10 protein-coding genes are annotated in these 14,408 nt (G+C 69.0%); 5 read left to right on the forward strand and 5 right to left on the reverse strand.

The genetic code is table 11. The features are described 5' to 3' along the window. Nucleotides 1–19: 19 nt before the first annotated feature. Entirely contained in the window at nucleotides 20–469 is a 450-nt protein-coding gene (locus K4L06_RS19935) for a hypothetical protein (RefSeq protein WP_221673039.1), read from the reverse strand. 186 nt (nucleotides 470–655) lie between these two features. Between K4L06_RS19935 and K4L06_RS19940 the strand changes: the two genes are divergently transcribed. Then, nucleotides 656–2,536 carry an ABC transporter ATP-binding protein gene (locus K4L06_RS19940; protein ID WP_221673040.1) on the forward strand — a complete coding sequence of 627 codons (1,881 nt, stop codon included), beginning with the start codon at nucleotides 656–658 and terminating at the stop codon, nucleotides 2,534–2,536. Between the two features lie 83 nt (nucleotides 2,537–2,619). Further along, a complete protein-coding gene (locus K4L06_RS19945) occupies nucleotides 2,620–3,825 on the forward strand; it encodes a PQQ-dependent sugar dehydrogenase (protein WP_255595348.1) in 1,206 nt (401 codons plus the stop codon). A 767-nt stretch (nucleotides 3,826–4,592) separates the two neighbouring features. Here K4L06_RS19945 and K4L06_RS19950 read toward each other — a convergent pair. Next, complete coding sequence (locus tag K4L06_RS19950) at nucleotides 4,593–6,986, reverse strand: Tex family protein (protein WP_221673041.1); 2,394 nt, start codon at nucleotides 6,984–6,986, stop codon at nucleotides 4,593–4,595. Between the two features lie 304 nt (nucleotides 6,987–7,290). On the opposite strand from K4L06_RS19950, the gene K4L06_RS19955 reads away from it, so the two are divergent. Next, nucleotides 7,291–8,100, forward strand: a complete 810-nt coding sequence (locus tag K4L06_RS19955) for a ferredoxin--NADP reductase (protein WP_221673042.1) — start codon at nucleotides 7,291–7,293, stop codon at nucleotides 8,098–8,100. Beyond that, complete coding sequence (locus tag K4L06_RS19960) at nucleotides 8,097–8,696, forward strand: TlpA disulfide reductase family protein (RefSeq protein ID WP_221673043.1); 600 nt, start codon at nucleotides 8,097–8,099, stop codon at nucleotides 8,694–8,696. Before K4L06_RS19955 ends, K4L06_RS19960 begins: the two co-directional genes overlap by 4 nt. A 7-nt stretch (nucleotides 8,697–8,703) precedes the next feature. On the opposite strand, the gene K4L06_RS19965 is transcribed toward K4L06_RS19960, so the two are convergent. After that, the gene (locus K4L06_RS19965; protein ID WP_221673044.1) at nucleotides 8,704–9,630 is read right to left on the reverse strand and encodes a LytTR family DNA-binding domain-containing protein; all 927 of its coding nucleotides are present in this window, start codon (nucleotides 9,628–9,630) and stop codon (nucleotides 8,704–8,706) included. A gap of 153 nt (nucleotides 9,631–9,783) precedes the next feature. Between K4L06_RS19965 and K4L06_RS19970 the strand changes: the two genes are divergently transcribed. Continuing rightward, nucleotides 9,784–10,974, forward strand: a complete 1,191-nt coding sequence (locus K4L06_RS19970) for an acyltransferase family protein (RefSeq protein ID WP_221673045.1) — start codon at nucleotides 9,784–9,786, stop codon at nucleotides 10,972–10,974. 216 nt (nucleotides 10,975–11,190) lie between these two features. Here the strand turns inward: K4L06_RS19970 and K4L06_RS19975 are convergent, their stop codons facing one another. Together K4L06_RS19975 and K4L06_RS19980 are read right to left on the reverse strand one after the other, a co-directional pair. Then, entirely contained in the window at nucleotides 11,191–11,673 is a 483-nt protein-coding gene (locus K4L06_RS19975) for a glutathione peroxidase (protein WP_221673046.1), read from the reverse strand. Between the two features lie 247 nt (nucleotides 11,674–11,920). Then, on the reverse strand, nucleotides 11,921–14,218 hold the full coding sequence (locus K4L06_RS19980; protein ID WP_221673047.1) for a TonB-dependent receptor: 2,298 nt from the start codon (nucleotides 14,216–14,218) through the stop codon (nucleotides 11,921–11,923). Between the last annotated feature and the right edge of the window lie 190 nt (nucleotides 14,219–14,408).

A 14,408-nucleotide genomic window follows, 5' to 3' on the forward strand; every position in this document is an offset into this window, starting at 1 on the left:
ACGATTCCCGCAGCGGCGCTCAGGTGTCGCGTTCGGGCCCCGCGTCGGAACGATCGGGTCCGTCTTCGGCGGCGCCCGGCGCGCTCTTGACGCCGACAGCCGGCTTCCACTCGCGCGCTTCGCGCTCGATTTCGCGGAAGCGCGGGCGGATCTTGGCCAGGAAAAACCAGGTCAGGCCCCAAACCGGCACGGCGATCGCGGCAGAAATGCCGGCCCAACCCAGCCAGGACTGGGCCTGTTCGACCACCGCCACCACCGGCAGCGCCAACAAGGGGCCGAAGATCGTCGCCGGCACCAGCGCGCTAGCCGCCGGGCGGGCGATCGCACGGAACAGGACGATGCAGGTCACCGCAGCGAACAGCACGACCAGAACGCTGGCGATCAGCAGAGGATAGGCGAGCCCGGCGTAGTCGCTGGCCGCCGCCGGTCCTGCGACCGTCGCGGCCAGAACGGCCGCCGTTGCGCGCATCGCCGTCGAGCGGCTTGCGACCGCCGTCGCGTATCGGCATCCCTTGCCCATGCAGCCCCCTGTTCCGCGTCGCAGCGACGCGGTCGGCGCCACATTACGGCCGCGCCGGCGTTTCCGCCAATGCCGCCGCTGCGGACGGATCGCCCCGTATACGCAGCGCGCATGCGTTCCCGGCACAATCGGCGCATGACCCATTCCAGCGAGAACGGCGCAATGCGCCGGCCAGGCGACGGCAAACCCAGCCTGCGCGAACGCTTCGACGCCTTGCGCAACCTGCCGCCGTTCCTGCGCCAGATCTGGAGCACCAGTCCGGGCCTGACCCTGATGACCTTGGGCCTGCGCCTGGTCCGCGCGCTGTTGCCGGTCGCCACCCTCTATGTCGGCAAGCTGATCATCGACGAGGCGGTGCGGCTGGTCGCGACCGGCCCGGACGTGGACTCGTTGGCCGCGGCCTGGCGCAGCGGCCAGCTCGACACCCTGTTCGCCCTGCTGGCGCTGGAGTTTGCCCTGGCGGTCGGCTCCGACCTGCTCGGCCGTCTGGTCAGCTACGGCGATGCGTTGCTGTCGGAGCTGTTCACCAACGCCACCAGCGTGCGCCTGATGGAGCACGCCGCGACCCTGGACCTGGAGGATTTCGAAGACCCGGACCTGCAGGACAAGCTCGACCGCGCCCGCCGCCAGACCATGGGCCGGATGAACCTGATGAGCCAGCTGTTCGGCCAGGTGCAGGACAGCATCACCGTGGTCGCCTTCGCGTTCGGCCTGCTGGTCTATGCGCCGTGGCTGATCGCCCTGCTCGCCGTGGCCCTGGTGCCGGCGTTCGTCGGCGAGGCGCATTTCAACGCGCTGAGCTATTCGCTCAACTACGCCTGGACCCCGGAGCGGCGCCAGCTCGAATACGTGCGCCAGATGGGCGCCAGCGTCGAGACGGCGAAGGAAGTGAAGATCTTCAACCTGCACCGGTTCCTGATCGCGCGCTATCGCGAGCTGGCGGAAAAGTTCTACCGCGCCAGCCGCGCCCTGGCCCGCCGGCGCGCGTTCTGGGGCACGTTGCTGGCCGCGCTGGGCACGCTGGGCTACTACGTCGCTTACGGCTACATCGCCTGGCGCACGGTGCGCGGCGACTTCAGCATCGGCGACCTGACCTTCCTCGCCGGCAGCTTCCTGCGCCTGCGCCAGTTGCTCGAAGGCCTGCTGGTCGGTTTCTCCCAGGTCGCCGGCCAGGCCCTGTACCTGGACGATCTGTTTTCGTTCTTCCGGATCCGTCCCGAGATCGTCTCGCCGCCGCTGCCGCGGCCGGTGCCGCGGCCGATCCAGCGAGGCTTCGCGTTCGAGAACGTCGGCTTCCGCTATCCCGACGCCGAACGCTGGGCGCTGCGCGGGCTGGACTTCGAACTGCGCGCCGGCGAGGTGCTGGCCCTGGTCGGCGAGAACGGCGCCGGCAAGACCACCCTGGTCAAGCTGCTGGCGCGGCTGTACGACCCCGACGAAGGCCGCATCCTGCTCGACGGCCGCGACCTGCGCGAATACGACCTGGACGAACTGCGCGCCAACGTCGGCGTGGTGTTCCAGGATTTCGTCCGCTACCACCTGACCGCCGGCGAGAACATCGGCGTCGGCCAGATCGACGCCATGCACGATCAGGGCCGGATCCGCGATGCGGCGCGGCGCGCCCTGGCCGACGAGGTGATCGAATCGCTGCCGCGCGGCTACGACCAGCTGATCGGACGCCGCTTCAAGACCGGAGTCGACCTGTCCGGCGGGCAATGGCAGAAGATCGCGATCGCCCGCGCCTACATGCGCGACGCCCAGGTCATGATCCTGGACGAGCCGACCGCGGCACTGGACGCGCGCGCCGAATTCGAGGTATTCCAACGCTTCAAGGAGCTGTCGGCGCAACGCACCGCGGTACTGATCTCGCACCGCTTCTCCAGCGTGCGCATGGCCGACCGGATCCTGGTGCTGGCCGAAGGCCGCCTGGAGGCCAGCGGCACCCACGCCGAATTGCTCGCCCAAGGCGGACGTTACGCCGAACTGTTCGAACTGCAGGCGGCCGGCTATCGCTGAGCCTCGCAGCGCGGACGCCCCGCTCGACGGCAAGGATGCCCCTTCGCTGGAACCTACGATCCGATGAAAACCGGGAGCCCCGCATGACCGCCGTCCGACCCGCACCGATGTTCCGCCGCGCCGCCCTCGCCCTGAGCCTGATCGCTGCCCTGGCCGCCTGCCAGCGCGGCCAGGACGCGGTCGCGGCGACCGCGCAGCCGGCGCCGAAGCAGCAGGCCGCGCACCGCGTCGACAGCGAACGCGGGCCGGTGCAGGTGGTCGAGGTCGCGACCGGCCTGGAGCACCCCTGGGCGGTAGCGCTGCTGCCCGACGGCGGCTTCCTGGTCACCGAGCGCGCCGGCCGCCTGCGCCGGGTCGGTGCCGACGGCGCGATCTCCGCGCCGATCGGCGGCGTACCGGCGGTGTGGGCGCAGGGCCAGGGCGGCCTGCTCGACGTGATCCTGGCGCCGGACTTCGCCTCCAGCCGACGCATCTACCTCAGCTACGCCGAACCCGGCCCGGACGGCAGCGCCGGCACCGCGGTGGCCTCGGCCACGCTCGGCGAGGCCGCGCTGAGCGAGGTCAAGACGATCTACCGCCAGCAGCCCAAACTGGAGGGACCGAACCACTTCGGCTCGCGTCTGGCCTTCGACCGCCAGGGCCATCTTTTCGTCAGCCAGGGCGAGCGCCAGCAGCGCATGGCTGCGCAGGAGCTGGACAAGCTGCAGGGCAAGCTGGTGCGGCTCAACGCCGACGGCAGCGTGCCCGCCGACAACCCCTTCGTCGGCCGCGACGGCGCGCGCCCGGAGATCTGGAGCTACGGCCACCGCAACATGCAGTCGCTGGCGCTCGATCCGCGCACCGGCGCCCTGTGGGAGGCCGAACACGGCCCGCGCGGCGGCGACGAAATCAATCGGCCGCAGGCCGGCAAGAATTACGGCTGGCCGATCGTCACCCACGGCATCGACTACAGCGGATTGAAGATTTCCGAGGCCGAAGGCAAGGAAAAACCGGGCATGGAATCGCCCTACCACGTCTGGGAAAAATCGCCGGCCTTGTCGGGCATGGCCTTCTACGTCAACCAACCGCAGTCGCCGTGGAACGACAGCCTGTTCCTGGGCGCGCTGGCCGACGGCAGCCTGATCCGGCTGAGCCTGGACGGCGACAAGATCGTCGCCGAAGAACGGCTGCTGAAAGAGTTGGACTGGCGCATCCGCGACGTGCGCGTCTCGGCCGACGGCAAAGTGTTCGTGCTGACCGACGAAAGCGACGGCAAGCTGCTGCGGCTGGATCCGCCGGCGGCCAAGTAAGCGCGAGGCAGCGCGAAAGCACCGCTACGTTGCCGTTGCCGTTGCCGTTGCCGTTGCCGTGAAGAGCTTGGCGCGGGACCGAACTCGCGAGAACGCCCTGAAGCCCCGAAGGGCGGCCCGCAGGGATGCGGGCCGTGCGCAGCCAGGCCAGGGATGGCCTGTGCGGAGCAGCCCCGCGCAAACCTCGTCCCATAGTGGCTTTTGATTCGAAACAGCCATGGCGTTTTCTTTGGTTACTTTCTTTGTCGCCTTGGACAAAGAAAGTGACCCGGCCGCTTGCGGACGGAAGCTTTGCTTTAGAGCTTTAGAGCTTTAGAGCTTTGGAGCTTTCGAAGCCTTCGAACAACAGACGGCGCGAGACCGTAAGAACGCGGTCGCGGCTTACGCCGCTCCTACAGGGGGCGCAGGACAAAGGCGTGGCGAGAGGCACGGACGGCAGTCGCGGCTTTAGAAGCCTTCGAACACAGACATCGCGATGCCGCAGCAGCGCGGTCGCGGCTTGCGCCGCTCCTACAGGGGCCAGGACAAAGACGCGGCGAACGGGCGAGATGGCGGTCGCGGCTCGCGCCGCTCCTACAGGGGGCGCGGGACAAAGGCGCGGCGAGATCGGGGCGATGGTTTCGGGCTTCGATCGATGGCGTCGGCCTTGGATTCTCTGTGCGTCCCGTGGTCGCGGCTTGTGACCGAAGGAAATCCCTGTGGGCGCCGCCCCTACAGGGGCATGAGACAAAACCGCCGGGGGACGGAATCCTCCGTCCCCCGCTCGCTCAGCTCTTCTGCTTGGCCCGCGCGAAAGCGTCGGCCAGCGCACCGCCCAGCGGCGCCGCGGCGGCCTTGCCCGGCGGCGAGAACGAACCGCCGCGCGCGTGCGGCTCGCGTCGGCCGCCGCGGTCGTGGCCGCGGCCGGCGTTGCGGTCCGGGCGCTCGCTGCGCTCGCCCGGCGCGCGCGGCGCCGTCGGCAACGGATCGTCGAGGCGGCGAGTCAGGGCGATGCGCTTGCGCGCGATGTCGACCTCCAGCACCCGCACCTTGACCACGTCGCCGGCCTTGACCACCTCGCGCGGATCCTTGACGTACTTGTCCGACAACGCCGAGATGTGGATCAGCCCGTCCTGGTGCACGCCGATGTCGACGAAGGCGCCGAACGCGGCGACGTTGCTGATCACCCCTTCCAGGATCATCCCGACCTGCAGGTCCTTGAGCTCCTCCACGCCGTCGGCGAACTTGGCCGCCTTGAACTCCGGACGCGGATCGCGGCCGGGCTTTTCCATTTCCTTGAGGATGTCGCGCACCGTCGGCACGCCGAACTTCTCGTCGGTGTACTGCTCCGGCTTGAGGCTGCGCACGAACTGCGGATCGCCGAGCAACTGCTTCACCTCGCGGCCGCATTGCTTGACGATGCGCTCGACCACCGGATAAGCCTCCGGGTGCACCGCCGAGGCGTCCAGCGGCTCCTCGCCGTCGACGATGCGCAGGAATCCGGCGCATTGTTCGAAGGTCTTCTCGCCCAGGCGCGGTACCTTGAGCAGCGACTTGCGCGACTTGAACGGGCCGTTCTCGTCGCGGTGGCGGACGATGTTCTCGGCCACCGTCGACGACAGGCCGGACACCCGTGCCAGCAGCGCCGCCGAGGCGGTGTTGACGTACACGCCGACCGCGTTCACGCAATCCTCGACCCGCGCGTCCAGCGCGCGCGCCAGGCGGTACTGGTCGACGTCGTGCTGGTACTGGCCGACGCCGATCGCCTTGGGCTCGATCTTGACCAGTTCGGCCAGCGGGTCCTGCAGGCGCCGGGCGATCGACACCGCGCCGCGCAGGCTGACGTCGAGGCCCGGGAATTCTTTGGCCGCGAATTCGGACGCCGAGTACACCGAGGCGCCGGCCTCGCTGACCACGACCTTGCTCAGCGTGAGTTCGGGCGCGAGCTTGATCAGGTCGCCGGCGAGCTTGTCGGTCTCGCGCGAGGCGGTGCCGTTGCCGATCGCGATCAGTTCGACCTGATGCTTGGCGCACAGCGCGCGCAGTGCGTGCAGCGACTGGTCCCACTGCCGGCGCGGCTCGTGCGGGTAGATGGTGTCGGTGGCGACCAGCTTGCCGGTGGCGTCGACCACCGCGACCTTGACCCCGGTGCGCAGGCCCGGGTCCAGGCCCAGGGTCGCGCGCGGGCCGGCCGGCGCGGCCAGCAGCAGGTCCTTGAGGTTGTCGCCGAACACGTCGATGGCCTCGGCCTCGGCCTTCTCGCGCGCCTGGCCGAACAGGTCCAGCAACAGGTGCAGGTGCAGCTTGGCGCGCCAGGTCAGGCGGCAGCAGTCGAGCAGCCAGCGATCGGCCGGTCGGCCCTGATCGCGGATGCCGGCGTTGAACGCGACCCGTCCCTCGCCCTGCTGGTGCCCGGCTTCGGCATCGCTGCCCGGATCCAGGTCGAGGAACAGGATCTCCTCGCGGCGGGCGCGGAACAGCGCCAGCAGCCGGTGCGAGGGAATCTTGGCCAGCGACTCGGCATGGTCGAAGTAGTCGCGGTACTTGGCGCCTTCGTTCTCCTTGCCCTCGGCGACGCGGGCGCGGATCACCCCGACCTCGGTCAGCCAGGTGCGCAGTTCGCCGACCAGCCGGGCGTCTTCGCCCCAACGCTCCATCAGGATCGCGCGCGCGCCGTCCAGCGCCGCCTTGACGTCGGCGACCTGCTTCTCCTCGCTGACGAAACCGGCGGCGAACTCGTCGGGCTTGAGCATGGGATCGGCCAGCAACGCGTCGGCCAGCGGTTCCAGCCCGGCCTCGCGGGCGATCTGGGCCTTGGTCCGGCGCTTGGGCTTGTACGGCAGGTACAGGTCTTCCAGGCGCGCCTTGCTGTCGGCGGCCTCGATGTCGGCGCGCAGCTCGTCGCTCAGCTTGCCCTGCTCGGCGATGCTCTCCAGCACCGCGGCGCGGCGGTCTTCCAGCTCGCGCAGATAGCGCAGGCGGCTTTCCAGGTCGCGCAACTGGGTGTCGTCGAGCCCGCCGGTCACCTCTTTGCGGTAGCGGGCGATGAAGGGCACGGTGGCGCCTTCGTCGAGCAGGCCGATCGCGGCCTGGGCCTGGGCGGGCTGGGCGTTGATCTCGGCCGCGATGAGCAGGGCGATCTTCTTGGCGATCTGTGCGGACTGCGCGTTCTTGTCTTGCATCGTTTCCCATCGGTCTGGCCCCGCCGGGCGGGGAACGGGACGATTGTGGCAATGCCGGCGTGAAGACGAAACCCATTGACAGGGCTGGCTTTTTGGGGCCAGGAGTGGGCTTGGGCAGGAGCTGGCGAACAGCAGAAGGAGATGGCGAACAGCAGATAGGAGCCAGCGAGGAGCAGGCTTGGGCTTCGTTGTCTCCTGCCTCCTGCCCGCAACCTCGTGCCCGCGCCGACTCCTGGTTCAAAGATAAGAACCGCTCTCATCCATCGGCTACAATGGCCGCCCCGCTCCACCCGACCTCACCGGCATGTCCTCCGCTTTTGGCACCGAGACGGTGCTGGACGTCCGTCACTGGACCGACGACTACTTCAGCTTCACCACTACCCGCGACGACGGCTTCCGCTTCGAGAACGGCCAGTTCGTGATGATCGGCCTGCAGGTCGAACAGGCGGACGGCTCGACCAAGCCGCTGCTGCGCGCCTATTCGATCGCCAGCGCGAACTGGGAAGAACAACTGGAGTTCTTCAGCATCAAGGTGCCCAACGGCCCGCTGACCTCGCGCCTGAAGTCGATCCAGCCCGGCGACAGCGTGCTGATCGGACGCAAGCCGACCGGCACCCTGCTGATCCACGACCTGCACCCCGGCCGCAACCTGTATCTGCTCGGCACCGGCACCGGCTTCGCGCCGTGGCTGTCGGTGATCAAGGACCCGGAAACCTACGAACGCTTCGAGAACGTGGTGCTGTGCCACGGCGTACGCAGCGAGCAGGACCTGGCCTACCGCGACTACATCGTCAACGAGCTGCCGCGCCACGAGTTCCTCGGCGAGCAGATCGCGGCCAAGCTGAAGTACTACCCGGCGGTCAGCCGCGAGGGCTTCGTGTTCGACGGCCGCGACCAGCGCGGCCGCCTGACCGAGATGATGGACAGCGGCCGGATGGCCGACCAGCTCGGCCTGCCGGCGCTGGACGCCGAGCACGACCGGGCGATGATCTGCGGCAGCCCGCAGATGCTGGCCGACTTCCGCGAGATCCTCGACCGCCGCGGCTTCGCCGCCGCGCCGCGGATCGGCACGCCGGGCCAGTACGTGTTCGAGCGCGCCTTCGTCGAGAAGTGAGCCGGGTGCCGGCCTCGTCGTCCATCGCGACCGTCCTGCGCGGCTTGTTCGCCGGCCTGCTGCTGGCCTGGTGCGGCGCCGCCGGCGCCCAACTCGCCAGCGCGCCGCTGAGCGCGCCCCCTTCCAGCGATGCGTCGGCGCCGCGCACCGCCTTGCGCATCGGCCAGGCGCCGCCGGAATGGCTGGGCCTGGATCGCCAGGGCCGTTCGCTGCAGGTCGGCCAGTACCGCGGCCGCGCGCTGCTGGTGGTGTTCTGGGCCAGTTGGTGCGGGCAATGCCGCAGCGAACTGCCGCTGCTGTCGGCGCTGCGCCGCGGTTTCGGCCGCGAGCGGCTGGCGGTGGTGGCGATCAACCACGCCGAACCGCGCCGCGATTTCGACGCCTTCGTCCGCCTCAACCCTGGCCTGGACTTCGACTTCGTCCACGACCCCGGCCCGGTGGCGCGCCATTACGGCGTACGTGCGGTGCCGCAGGTGTTCCTGATCGACGCCCAGGGCCGCCTGGTGCACCAACAGCGCGGCTACTCGCCGCAGAAGATCGAAGCGCTGGCGCGCGAACTGCGCAAGCGGCTGCCCGCCTCCGGCGACGCCGGCTGAGCGCGGCTCAGGCCGCGCGCCGTTCCGAGCGCAACGCGCCGCGGTAGCGCCGGCTGCACGGGATGCGGGTGCCGTCGCTCATGGTGATGCGCGCATCGCCGCTGTCCAGCGGCTCGATCTCGCCGACGCAGTCCAGGTTGACCATGTAGCTGCGGTGCACGCGCACGAAGCGCGCCGGGTCGAGCTGGGATTCCAGCGCGGCCATGGTGGTGCGCAGCGGATAGTCGCGGCCGCGCAGGTGCAGGTTGACGTAGTTCGACGCCGCCTGCAGCCATTCGACCTCGCTGGCGGCGATCAGGAATTCCTTGCCCAGCTTGCGCACCAGGAACCGCTCCGGGCGCTCGGGCTGGGCCGGCTCGGGCACGCCTTCGGCCGGCGCCAGCACGCTGGCCTCGCCCTGCCAGCGCCGCAGCAGCAGCCGGTAGCCTTCGATCCCCAGCACCATGTAGGCGTAGCTGCGCACGTCCTTGAGGTATTCGTAGCCGTACTCCAGCGGCCAGAAGCCGAAGTCGTAGCGTTCGCCCAGGCTCAGGTAGACCAGCTTGCGGATCGCGACCATCGCGCTGACGTGCAGCACCGACCAGGCCAGGCTGCCGAGCAGGTGCAGGACCAGCGCCCGGCGCCAGCGGTCGAAGCCCCAGGGCACCCGGCGGGTGAACCAGACCAGGGCCGGCGCCAGCGCCAGCGCGACCAGGCAACTGCTGCCTTCCCACACCGGCGGCGCCCAGCTCGGGATGTCGAGGCCGGCGCGGCGGATGTCCATCAGCGCGGTCAGGCTGCCGGCCACCGCATTGACCGCGAACAACAGCACCCAGGCCGAGACCTCGGCGCTGCGCCGCCAGGGTTGGTAGCGCTCCCATGAACCGGGTGGCGTGGGCGCGCGCTCGACGGCGGGGTCGGCGACGGCGGCGGACGAGAACGAAGGCGGACTCATGCCGCGCATTCTCGCCCGAGCCGCGCTCGCGGCGCCCGCCGGTCGTCCCTGCGGCCCGCGATTCGTCCCCGCGCGGCCGCCGCCGGTCCCCTGGGGATGTCGCGCAAGTGCTTGCCGCACAAGGATTCGCCGACCTTCCGCCGCGAAACCGCCATGCCCCGCCGCCACGACATCGACGCCTTGCGCGCCCTCGCCTTCGCCCTGCTGATCCTCTACCACTGCGCGATGCTCTACGTCGCCGACTGGGACTGGCACCTCAAGAGCACCCACCTGTCCGAAGCGCTGCAGCTGCCGATGCTGGCGGTGAACCGTTGGCGCATGGACCTGATCTTCCTGATCTCGGGCCTGTCGGTGCACTTCCTGCTGCGCGGCGGCCAGCTCGGCCGCTTCGTCGCCCAGCGCAGCTGGCGCCTGTTGCTGCCGCTGAGCTTCGGCTGCTTGGTGGTGGTGCCGATCCAGCCCTATGCCCAGGGCGTGGCCAACGGCCTGGTCGAACCCGGCTTCGTCGACTTCCTGCTGCGCTACTACCGCTTCCAGCCCTGGCCGGAGGGCGCCTTCGACGGCTGGCAGTACGGCTTCACCTGGAACCATCTGTGGTACCTGGCCTACCTGTGGGTCTACACGGTGGTGTTCGCCGCCTTGCTGCCGTTGTTCCGCCACCGCGCCGGGCGCGCCCTGCACGCGCGTCTGGTGGCGTTGCGCGGGCCGGCGCTGTGGATCCTGCCGGCGCTGCCGCTGGCGTTGGCGACCTGCCTGCTGCAACCGCTGTTCGAGGAAACCGGCGACCTGATCCACGACTGGTACCGGCATGCGATCTATTTCACCGTGTTCGCCTACGGCTATTGGCTGGGCAACGACGCCGGCCTGTGGGCCGAACTGGCCCGGCTGCGCCGGCGCAGCCTGGCCCTGGCGCTGGCCTTGCTGGCGGTCTATCTGGCCCTGGTGATCGTCCTGCCCGAACAGATCCCCGACGCCTTGCAGTACGCGGTCTGGACCCTGCGCAACCTGTACCTGTGGTGCGCGATCGTCGCGATCCTGGGCTGGGCGCGGGCCTGCCTGGACCGTCCGTTCGCCTGGCTGCCCTGGGCCAACGAGGCGGTGTATCCCTGGTACGTGCTGCACCAGAGCCTGACCGTGCTGATCGCCTACTGGATCCTGCCGCTGCGGTTCGGGCCGGTGCTGGAGCCGGCGATCGTGGTCGCCGGCACCGTGGCCGGTTGCTGGCTGCTGCATGCCGGCATCCGCCGGGTGGCATGGCTGCGGCCGTGCTTCGGGCTGAAGGCCGGGCCGAGGCAAGCTGCGGGCGCAGCCGCGCAGGCGGCGCAGGCAGCGCAGGCGGCTTGAACCGCTTGCCCCTCAGAATGCCGTTTCCCCCTTTGAAAGGGGGAACTTGCTCCTGCCCTTGGAGCGTTCGCGCCGCAGCGTGCGGTTTCGCGGTCGCGACTTGCGCCGCTCCTACAACAGAGCTATCGGAGCCCCTGTTCCCCCCTTTGGAAAAGGGGGGCTAGGGGGGATTTGCTCCGGCTTTTGCTCCGGCTTTCGCCTTGGATCGCCTGATTCTCAGGCCAACGCTTTCTCGATGTCGGCGGCGATCGATTCGGGCTTGTCGGTCGGGGCGTAGCGCTTGATCACCCGGCCGTCGCGGCCAACCAGGAACTTGGTGAAGTTCCACTTGATCGCGTCGATGCCGAGGAAGCCGCCCTTCTCGTCCTTCAGCCACTTCCACAGCGGATGCGCTGCGTCGCCGTTGACGTCGATCTTGGCGTACATCGGGAAGCTCACGTCGTAGGTCAGCGAGCAGAAATTCTTGATCTCGGCCTCGTCGCCGGGCTCCTGGTGGCCGAACTGGTCGCAGGGGAAACCCAGCACCTCGAAGCCGCGGGTGTGGTACTCGCGCTGGAGCTTTTCCAGGCCGGTGTACTGCGGGGTGAAGCCGCACTTGGAGGCGACGTTGACGATCAGCAGCACCTTGTCGCGGTAACGGTCCAGCGACTGGGTCTGGCCGTCGATGTCGTTGGCGGAGAAGTCGTAGGCGGTGGTCATGGCGGGCTCGCGGCCGTGGGGATGACCCACGATAGCGCGTCGGGGTGACGCTGTCCGGGCACGGTGTGGGCGAAAGGCAAAAAGCAAATCCCCCCTGCCCCCCTTTTTCAAAGGGGGGAAGCACAACAGGATTCGGGAAGATCGGGATCGAATGCCGCTTTTGCTCGGCCAATCCCGAATCCCCACTCCCCATTCCCGGCTCCAAAAAGCGAACGGCCCGCCGAAGCGGGCCGTTTGCGTTTGCGGCTTAGAACGAAGCCTTGAACTCGACGCCGACGATGCGCGGGTCGTTGACGAAACCGACCAGGTTGTTGAAGTCGATGCCGCCGACGGCGCGCACCTCATCGAGGATGTTGCGGCCGTACAGGGCCAGGTCGTAACGGCCGTCGTCCCACATGTAGCCCACGCGCAGGCCGCCTTCGGTCAGCGACTTGCCGCGGAACTCCTTGGACTCGTACAGGAAGAAGTTCACTTCGCTGCGGTAGGCCCAGTCGGTGTAGACGTAGAACTCGTTGCCGTTGGCCAGCGGCAGGGTGTAGCGCGCGGTCAGGTTGTAGACCCACTTCGGCGCCTGCGGCAGCGGGTTGCCGTCGATCGCCGCCAGGGTCTGGCCGTTGCGCACCACCAGCGGGTCGGTCACGGTGCAGCCGCCGCCGCAGGGGGCGACGAACAGGTTGCCGTCCTGGATTTCGGTGTCGTTGTAGCTGGCGCCGAAGGTGACCATCAGGTTGTCGGTCACATAGGCGTCCAGGTCGACTTCGAAGCCCTGGCCCAGGGTCTTGTCGGCGTTGACCAGGATGGTCTGGTTGAGCGCGCCGCCGACCGCGTTGAGCTGCTGGTTGTCGACGGTGTAGCGGAACAGCGCCACGCCGAGGCGGGCGCGCTTGTCCCACAGGTCGGCCTTGAGGCCGGCTTCGTAGGAGATCACCTTCTCGGCGTCGGCGACCGACGGGCTCGGCGGCACCTGGAACAGCAGGCGGCCCTGGATGCTGGGCGCGCGGAAGCCCTTGGCGACGCGGGCGTACAGGTTGATGTCGTCGGTGGCCTGGAACACGCCGCTGATGTCCCAGCTGACGTCGTCGACGTCGGTGCTCACCTTGAACGGGCCCGACACCGGCGCGCCGAACGGCGCGCTCTGCAGCACGCTGGCGCTGAAATCCTTCTCGTCCTGGGTATAGCGCAGGCCGCCGCGCAGCTTGAAGCGCTCGGTGACCGCGTATTCGACCGAGCCGAACGCCGCCCAGGCCTTGTTGCGCTGCTTCTGCTGCGCGTGGCCGGCCTGCGCGCCGCCGCCGAGGGTGTCGTAGTTCAGGCTGTCGACGGTGATGTCTTCGTCGAAGTAGAACAGGCCGGCCTGCCAGTTGAACGGACCGGCGTAGTTCGATTCCAGGCGGAACTCCTGGGTCCACTGGCGGTGGTCCGGCAGGCCGTCGGCCGATTCGGCGGCGAACGGGATGCCGCGCGGGGTGCTGCCGCCGGGCAGGAACTCGGCGCCGATGCCGCCGTCGATGTCGCCGCGGCTGAGCGAGTCGGCCGACTCGTAGCCGGTGATCGAGTACAGGGTCAGGTCGTTGGACAGGTCCCAGCTCAGGCGCGCGCTGGCGCCGAAGGTGTCCAGCTTCTGGAAGTTGCGCCCGTCGATGCCGACCTTTTCCACGTCGAAGCCGTCGACCAGGTCGTTGCTGCCCGGCTTGAACAGCATCGCCCGGAACAGCCGCGCGGTGCCCTTGAGGTGGCGCGCGTGGACGTTGAACAACGCGTCGAAGGTGTCGCTGCCGTCGTACTGCAGCTGCAGGCGCAGCGCCGACTCGTCGTAACCTTCCAGTTCGCGGTTGCTGCGCGCGTTCGGGTTGGTGTTGTCGACCCAGTCGCCGCGGCGCTGGTACATGCCCGAAGCGCGGCCGGACCAGTTGGCGCCGAGCGGGCCGCTGATCGCGCCTTCGAAGTTGGTGGTGCCGTAGGTGCCGTAGGAGATCTGGCCGTAGCCTTCCAGTTCGCGGGTCGGCTTGGCCGATTCGAACTTGACCACGCCAGCCGGGGTGTTGCGGCCGAACAGGGTGCCCTGCGGGCCGCGCAGCAGCTCGACGTTCTCCAGGTCGAACACCGGGAAGCCCTTCAGCAGCGGGTTCTCCAAGACGATGTCGTCGTACACCAGCGAGACCGGCTGGGAGGCGTTGAGATCGAAGTCGGTGTTGCCCAGGCCGCGGATGTAGAAGCGCGGGAAGGCGCGGCCGAACGAGGATTCGATGTTCAGACTGGGCAGACGGCCGGACAGGAAGCGGATGTCGCCGCCGCCGGAGCCGAGCACGTGCAGCTTTTCGCGGTCGACCGTGGTCAGGGCGACCGGCACGTCCTTGGCGCGTTCGACCTTGCGCTGCGCGGTCACCATCAGCGCATCGAGGGTCTTGGCTTCGCCTTCGGCCGGCGCGGCGGGCGCGGCGTCTTGGGCGAAGGCGGCGGCGGAGGCCAGGCTCAGGCCGATCGCGGCGGCGAGGACGCCGGCGCGCGGGGCATGACGACGGAGAGCACGAAGGTGCTGGGACATGGTCGGATTTCTCGTGGACGCGGCGCCGCGGCGGCGCCAGTTCGGGGGGAAGACCACCGCGGCTCCTCAGGGGGAATGCGCGCGCGGCGTTCGGCGATCGGACCGTCCCTTGACGGCCGTGACGCGGACCTGCCCGCGCCCCTGGGCGACTCATTGACCGGGGAATGTTACCAAATCATTAAAAGAGCTG

Origin of the sequence: Lysobacter sp. BMK333-48F3 (genome assembly GCF_019733395.1) — a bacterium.
GTDB lineage: Bacteria > Pseudomonadota > Gammaproteobacteria > Xanthomonadales > Xanthomonadaceae > Lysobacter.

What these genes read in the sequence shown, in the direction of transcription:
- K4L06_RS19935 (WP_221673039.1), bottom strand. Translation starts at nt 469, where the DNA reads ATGCGCGCAACGGCGGCCGTTCTGGCCGCGACGGTCGCAGGACCGGCG.
- K4L06_RS19965 (WP_221673044.1), bottom strand. Translation starts at nt 9,630, where the DNA reads ATGAGTCCGCCTTCGTTCTCGTCCGCCGCCGTCGCCGACCCCGCCGTC.
- K4L06_RS19940 (WP_221673040.1), top strand. Translation starts at nt 656, where the DNA reads ATGACCCATTCCAGCGAGAACGGCGCAATGCGCCGGCCAGGCGACGGC.
- K4L06_RS19975 (WP_221673046.1), bottom strand. Translation starts at nt 11,673, where the DNA reads ATGACCACCGCCTACGACTTCTCCGCCAACGACATCGACGGCCAGACC.
- K4L06_RS19950 (WP_221673041.1), bottom strand. Translation starts at nt 6,986, where the DNA reads ATGCAAGACAAGAACGCGCAGTCCGCACAGATCGCCAAGAAGATCGCC.
- K4L06_RS19955 (WP_221673042.1), top strand. Translation starts at nt 7,291, where the DNA reads ATGTCCTCCGCTTTTGGCACCGAGACGGTGCTGGACGTCCGTCACTGG.
- K4L06_RS19970 (WP_221673045.1), top strand. Translation starts at nt 9,784, where the DNA reads ATGCCCCGCCGCCACGACATCGACGCCTTGCGCGCCCTCGCCTTCGCC.
- K4L06_RS19980 (WP_221673047.1), bottom strand. Translation starts at nt 14,218, where the DNA reads ATGTCCCAGCACCTTCGTGCTCTCCGTCGTCATGCCCCGCGCGCCGGC.
- K4L06_RS19945 (WP_255595348.1), top strand. Translation starts at nt 2,620, where the DNA reads ATGACCGCCGTCCGACCCGCACCGATGTTCCGCCGCGCCGCCCTCGCC.